This is a genomic window from Terrisporobacter muris (assembly GCF_024621905.1).
Taxonomy (GTDB): Bacteria; Bacillota; Clostridia; order Peptostreptococcales; family Peptostreptococcaceae; genus Terrisporobacter; species Terrisporobacter muris.
Window position 1 is genome coordinate 1 of the sequence record NZ_JANKBY010000177.1, and the last position, 7,386, is coordinate 7,386.

Below are 7,386 nucleotides of genomic sequence, written 5' to 3' on the forward strand. Positions count from 1 at the left end.
ATTAATTAGAACATATTCTATTGAGGTAATAATAATATTTTGAGGTACATATAATTTATAAACAATGAAGCAAAACTTGCAAAAATAAAAAAAGTTGAAAGAAAAGTGTTGACTATTAGATTTTAATGAACATATAATTTAAATATAACAAATTAAATTAAAAAAAATATTGACTTAAAAAGATAATTATTAGTTTTAAAAATAATTGATGACAAATATGAAAGGAGGTTTGATATGCCCGTAGATTATGTAGTTAGAAATCATTTTTATAGTGTTTTTTTTGCCCCTAGAGGTAGAGTTAGAATGTATGAAATAGGCATTAAGATAGCACAACAATACTTAACTCCTACAGATAGATTGATTGGAGTAATAGGAGAGCCGGGGTCAGGAAAAAGTATGTTGATTAGAGGTATGTTTCCAGGTTTAGAGCTAACTAATGATGATGAGGGATTAAATATAAGGCCTCTACCTATTATGGATTTAGATGAAGGTAGCTTCTTCTCACCGCATACATATCATATTGACATAAGATTTGAATCTGCATTTTATCAAATGTATGAATTAGTAAATGCAATAAATAAAGCTATTGAGTATGGAAGAAGAGTTATAGTTGAACACTTTGAACTAATTTATCCTTTAATGAATAAAAATGCAGATTTATTAATTGGTGTGGGAGGAGAGATTATTGTTACAAGGCCTACAGTTTTTGGTCCAGAACCTGGGGATATTGCAAAAAGAGTATTTCATTCCATAAATATAAGAAAAATGGCTCATTCAGCAGAAGATTTAGTTGAACATTTTTTACCTGAAGATATTAGTTTTAATTGTGAGCATGGAGATGTTTTAAATGGTTTTCTAATATTATTTCACTCAAAGCCAAATCTTGATATCAAAATACTAGAAGAAGAAGTTAATAAAATGATAGAAAAAGACATACCAATTCAATATTATGATGAAAAGCATGTGAAAATAGGAGAATATATACATCCTTGTAGTGGACCAAGAATACATGTGGAAAGTACAGCTAAAATTGAAAACTTTAAATTATTACCAGAGTTTTACTATGATTCAACAAAAAAAGTATATATGCTAGTAGGACTTGTGGGTGATAGTATGGATCAAAGCTATAAGGATTTAAATAAAATTTAAAAAGGAGATTTGATATGGGGAAGAAAACATTAGTTATTGGTGTTATAGGAGCTGATGTGCATGCTATAGGTAATAAAATTCTATATCATTGCTTCGTTGAGGCTGGATTTGATGTGATTAATCTTGGAGTGATGGTTTCTCAGGAGGAGTATGTTGAAGCTGCTATGGAATCTAATGCAGATGCAATTTTAGTTTCTTCTTTATATGGTCACGGGGAAATCGATTGCAGGGGTCTTAGAGAGAGATGTGAAGAATGGGGTTTGAGAAATATATTGTTATATGTAGGAGGAAATATTGTAGTAGGAAAGCAACCCTTTAATGAAGTAGAAAAACGATTTAAACAAATGGGATTTGATAGAGTATTTCCACCAGGAACAGACCCTGAAATTACGATAGACTTCTTAAAGAAAGATTTGAAAATTGGTGAAGAAAATGAAGATAATTTTACTAATTGATTTTGGTAGCACTTATACGAAGATAACTGCTGTTGATTTGGAAAAAGAAGTTATTGTAGGAACAGCATCAAGTTTTACAACTATAAATACAGATATAAATGAAGGATTGCATAGAGCTATAGAAACTTTAGAAAAACAAACTGGTAAGTTAAAATATGATGAATACCTTGCTTGTTCTTCTGCGGCTGGGGGATTAAAGATGATAGCTAGTGGTTTAGTTCCTGGTGTTACAACTACTGCAGCAAAAGAAGCTTGCTTAGGAGCAGGTGCTAAGGTTATAAAGGTATATTCATTTGAAATGACTGAAGAAGATATAGAAGAAATAGAAAAAATCAAGCCAGAGATATTTTTACTTGCTGGAGGAACTAACGGTGGAGATAAAAAATGCATATTACATAATGCAAAAATGTTATCAACTTGCAAGGTAGAGTTTCCTATAATCATAGGGGGAAATAACGAAGTAAGTAATAAATGTAAAAAAATATTAAAAGATAAAGAAACATATATTGTAGAAAATGTAATGCCTACATTTGGTGAGTTAAATATAGAGCCAGCACAAAATAAAATAAGAAAAGTATTTTTACAAAGAATTATTTATGCCAAGGGCATAACAAAAACAAGTGAATTAATATCAGAAATAATAATGCCTACTCCATCAGCACTAATGAATGCAATAAAACTTTTGGCAGATGGTTATGAAAATGAAAATGGAATAGGTGAACTGATGGCAATTGACTTAGGAGGAGCAACTACAGATGTATACTCTGTTGGAGAAGGAACTCCAAAAGAACCTAATGTTATATATAAAGGAATAGAAGAACCTTATATAAAAAGAACTGTAGAGGGTGATATTGGCATGAGATATAGCATTGGAGGAATTATTGATGAAGTGGGAGTTGATAATATTGCCTCAGTAGCTAACTTGACAATGGAAAGGGCAAATGAAATAATAGAATATTTACAAATTAATCCAGATATATTACCCAATGAAAAAGATATTGAAAAACTAGATTTTGCATTATCAGCAAAAGCAGTTGAGATAGCAACAATTAGACATTGCGGAACAAAAGAAAAAATATATACATCTAATGGAATAGCATATTTGCAAAAAGGTAAGGATTTAACTCATGTTAAAAAAATCATATTAACTGGGGGATCGCTGATTAACTTACCTTGCATAAATAATATATTGGAGTATGCATGTTTCAATGAAAAAAGACAAGAATCTATGAGGCCTAAAAATGCTGAAATTTTAGTAGATAAAAAATATATATTACAAGCAATGGGCCTATTATCAAAATCATATCCAAAGATTGCAATTCGAATTATGAAAAAGGAGTTAAAATATGATAGAAATTAGAAATAAAAAGATTTCTAAGGAAGACTTTAATCATATTAGAGAAGAGGTTCTTTCCTTATGGCCAACAGGCAAAGATATTAATTTAGAAGAATCATTTGAATTTCATAAATCTCTACCAGCAAAAAAGATTTTCTCGGCTAAACTTATAAAAGCAAAAGAAGAAGGAACTACTTTAATTCAGCCAAGGGCTGGAGTTGCTCTTGTTGATGATCAAATTAAATTATTAACTTATTTGCAAGATGTAGGTCAGGCTGATTTATTACCTACTACTATAGATAGTTATACTAGACAAAACTGTTATGAAGATGCGCAAAAAGGAATTATTGAATCTATTAAAAATAATAAATCAATGTTAAATGGATTTCCAGCTGTTAATCATGGAGTTGAAAGTTGTCGTAGAATTATAAATGCTCTAGACGCACCAATACAAGTAAGACATGGGACTCCAGATGCAAGATTATTAAGTGAAATAACTTACTCAGGTGGATTTACAAGTTTTGAAGGTGGTGGAATTTCTTATAACATACCTTACGCAAAAAATGTTTCCTTGGAAAAAACTATTAGGGATTGGCAGTATGTAGATAGACTTACAGGTTTATACGAAGAAGAGGGAATATCTATAAATCGTGAACCTTATGGACCATTAACTGGAACTTTAGTGCCTCCATGTATATCTCATTCAGTAGCTATTATAGAAAGTTTATTGGCTGCAGAGCAAGGGGTTAAAAATATTTCTGTAGGCTATGGTCAATGTGGTAATTTTATTCAAGATATTGCCGCTATTAGAGCTTTAGAAGAACTTACTAATGAATACTTAATAAAAGAAGGATATGAAGATGTTGTAGTAACTACTGTATTACATCAATGGATGGGAAGCTTCCCACAAGATGAAGCAAAAGCATTTAGTGTAATAGCTTTAGGAAGTACACTAGCTTCTCTTTCTAAAGCAACTAAAGTTATTGTAAAAACGCCACATGAAGCTTTAGGAGTACCAACAATGGAAGCAAATGCTCAAGGTTTACTTTGTACAAAACAAATTTTATCCATGTTAAAAGATCAAGAGTTTAAAACTAATGAAGTTAATATTGAAAAAGAGGTTATAAAAAGAGAAACACGCTGCATAATAGACAAATGTTTTGAAATAGGAGATAAAGATATTGCAATAGGTACTATTCGAGCTTTTAAGAGTGGAATTTTAGATATTCCTTTTGCACCATCTATTCATACTTTAGGAAAATTGTTACCAGCTAGAGATAATAATGGAGCTATTCGAATTCTTAATCCTGGAAAATTACCTTTTACACCGGAATTATTGGAATTTAATAATAATAAAATAGAAGAGCGTGCTAAATATGAAAATAGAGAAAAATCTTTTCAAATGGTGATTGATGATGTTTATGCTATAAGTAAAGGTACTCTTATTGGGCGTCCTAGAAATAAATAAGTCTGCAAAAGTAAAATGAGGGGGAATTTTTAGATGAAAATAAAAAATGTAGTTTGCTCTGCAGGTCGTACTGGTTTTTATTTTGATGATCAACGTGCAATAAAAAGTGGAGCAATTAGTGATGGAGCAACTTATATAGGTGAACCTGTAACAGAAGGGTTTAGCAGGGTTAGACAAAGTGGAGAGTCTATTTCAGTAATGATTATATTAGAAGATAACCAAATTGCTTTTGGAGATTGTGCAGCTGTGCAATATAGTGGAGCTGGAGGTCGTGATCCATTATTTTTAGCTGAGGATTTTATTCCAATTATAGAAAAAGAAGTAGCACCAAAATTAATTGGAAGAGAAATTACAAGTTTTAAAGAGCTTAGTAACTTAGTAGAAAATATAAGAGTTGATAATAAAAAACTTCATACAGCTATCAGATACGGGGTAACACAAGCATTACTAGACGCTGTGGCAAAAGCTAACAACTGTTTAATGTGTCAGGTAATATCTAAAGAATATAACACTAGTATATTAGGTGAAATTGTGCCAATATTCACGCAAAGTGGAGATAGCCGTTATGAAAATGTAGATAAAATGATTATAAAAGGAGCAGGGGTACTTCCTCATGGATTAATTAACAATGTAAGTGAAAAATTAGGCCAAAGTGGTGAAAAATTAGAAAGATATGTAGCTTGGCTTAGAGATAGGATAATTAATTTAAGAGATGAGAACTCTTACAACCCTATTATTCATATAGATGTGTACGGAACTTTAGGAGTTGCTTTTGGAAATGATAATTACGAAAAAATAGTTAGCTATATGGAAAAATTATGTGAAATTGCAAAACCATTTAAGCTTCGCATCGAAGGTCCAGTTGATGTGGAAGATAGAGAAAAGCAAATGTTAGCTTTGAAAGAAATAAGAAAATTAATAGATGAAAAAAATATAAATGTGGAGATTGTGGCAGATGAATGGTGTAATACACTGGAAGATATTAAATATTTTGCTGATAATAAAGCAGGTCATATTATTCAAATAAAAACTCCAGATTTAGGTGGAATAAATAATATAGTTGAAGCAGTTTTATACTGTAAAGAAAAAAATATAGGTGCTTATCAAGGTGGAACGTGTAATGAAACAGATCGTTCAGCTCAAATTTGCGCTCATATTGCCATGGCAACAGGACCTGACCAAATTTTAGCGAAACCTGGAATGGGTGTAGATGAAGGATATATGATAGTTTACAATGAAATGCAAAGAATTTTAGCTTTAAATAAAGTGATAAATAAATAGGGGGATGATAATAAGATGAAAGAAGAATTTAGAATATTATCTTCTACAGCCATACTTGGTTATGGGTTTCCTGAAAAATCTTTTATAGAAGGTATGAAAAGAAAACCACATGTTATTGCAGTAGATGCAGGCTCCACAGATCCAGGACCTTATTATCTAGGGGCAGGAGAATCTTTTACAGATAGAGACGCTGTAAAGAGAGATTTAGAAATAATGATTAAAAGTGGATTATCAAATGAAATTCCAGTGATTATTGGAACAGCAGGAGGTAGTGGTGCAGAAATTCACTTAAACTGGTGTAAGGAAATAATTTATGAAATAGCAAAAGAAAACAACTATAATTTTAAATTAGCTTTAATACATGCAGAAATTTCTAAAGATAAAGTAAAAGAAGCGCTTCACAATGATAAAATTTCGCCTCTTGGCCCAGTTCCTCAATTAAGTGAAGCTGATATAGAAGAAACAACAAGAATTGTAGGTCAAATGGGAGTAGAACCGTTTATAGAAGCATTAAACGAAGGTGCAAATATAATTTTAGCAGGTCGAACTTATGACCCATCTGTTTTTGCTGCTCCAGCAATAAAGGCAGGTTATGATAAGGGCCTTGCTCTTCATCTTGGTAAAATTTTAGAGTGTGCAGCCATATGTTCAACCCCAGGAAGTGGTTCCGATTGTATGTTTGGATATTTAGGAGAAGACTACTTTAGATTAGAACCATTAAATTCCATAAGGAAATGTACCACAGTATCTGTGGCGGCACATACATTATATGAAAAAACAAATCCATATATTTTACCTGGACCAGGTGGACATTTAGATTTAACAAAGTGTGAATTCACACAAGATAGTGAAAATATTGTAAAAGTTTCAGGAAGTAAGTTTGTTGAATCTCCTAAATATACTATAAAATTAGAGGGAGCTAAATTAATAGGCTATAGAACTGTGTCTATAGCTGGGGCTAGAGATCCTATTATGATTGAAAAAATAGATGAAATAATCGATGGTGTAAAAGAAAGAGTTGAAGATAATTTTAAATCTCAAAAGTGGGATTATTATCTTAATATTTCAGTATATGGTAAAAATGCTGTGATGGGAAATATAGAGCCTACACCAACTACAAAAAACTCTCATGAAATTGGAGTGGTGATTGAAGCAGTCGCTAATGATCAAAAAAAAGCTGATACAATATGTGCCTTTGCTCGCTCATCCATGCTTCATTTTGGATATGAGGGCAGAAAAGCTACAGCAGGAAATTTGGCTTTTCCATACTCTCCAAGCGACTTTCATGCAGGTAAAGTATATAATTTTAGTATTTATCATATTATGGAAGTTGATAATGGAAATGATTTATTTACAATTGATTATGAAGAATTATAAAAAATGGAGATGATTATTAATGACGAAGTTAGTTGATATTACAAATATTATTCGTAGTAAAAATTCAGGGCCATATGAATTGACTATGGATATAATGTTTAAATCCATAGAAGATTTTGAAAAGGTATGTAATAAAAAAATAATTAATGAAGAGTTAATTTGTGAATTATATAAGATAAAAAAAGAAGATATTATTAATATTATAGAATTTAAGCCAGCTAATGCAATAAAAATAACAATAAAGAGACCTATAGCTTCAGGTGACTTAGGCGAAACAGATGTATATGGGGCTCAGCAACATGCACCACTTTTAAGTATAG

7 protein-coding genes are annotated in these 7,386 nt (G+C 31.2%); all 7 read left to right on the forward strand.

Translation table 11 applies throughout. The annotated features are described in order from the left end of the window. Positions 1-234 precede the first annotated feature (234 nt). Positions 235-1,149, forward strand: coding sequence for a lantibiotic ABC transporter (locus tag NSA58_RS12875; RefSeq protein ID WP_039678186.1), 915 nt, complete (start codon positions 235-237; stop codon positions 1,147-1,149). 14 nt (positions 1,150-1,163) lie between these two features. Then, positions 1,164-1,604, forward strand: coding sequence for a methylaspartate mutase subunit S (gene glmS / locus NSA58_RS12880; RefSeq protein ID WP_039678187.1), 441 nt, complete (start codon positions 1,164-1,166; stop codon positions 1,602-1,604). Continuing rightward, entirely contained in the window at positions 1,582-2,964 is a 1,383-nt protein-coding gene (glmL, locus tag NSA58_RS12885) for a methylaspartate mutase accessory protein GlmL (RefSeq protein ID WP_039678188.1), read from the forward strand. The genes glmS and glmL overlap by 23 nt, the downstream gene beginning before the upstream one ends. Next, entirely contained in the window at positions 2,951-4,408 is a 1,458-nt protein-coding gene (locus NSA58_RS12890) for a methylaspartate mutase subunit E (protein ID WP_277613740.1), read from the forward strand. The genes glmL and NSA58_RS12890 overlap by 14 nt, the downstream gene beginning before the upstream one ends. A 33-nt stretch (positions 4,409-4,441) precedes the next feature. Then, a complete protein-coding gene (locus NSA58_RS12895; protein ID WP_039678189.1) occupies positions 4,442-5,689 on the forward strand; it encodes a methylaspartate ammonia-lyase in 1,248 nt (415 codons plus the stop codon). Positions 5,690-5,704: 15 nt separating this feature from the next. Next, complete coding sequence (locus NSA58_RS12900; RefSeq protein WP_039678190.1) at positions 5,705-7,066, forward strand: acyclic terpene utilization AtuA family protein; 1,362 nt, start codon at positions 5,705-5,707, stop codon at positions 7,064-7,066. A 19-nt stretch (positions 7,067-7,085) separates the two neighbouring features. Continuing rightward, on the forward strand, positions 7,086-7,386 hold a 301-nt coding region (locus NSA58_RS12905; RefSeq protein WP_257560533.1), incomplete at its 3' end, for a DUF4387 domain-containing protein.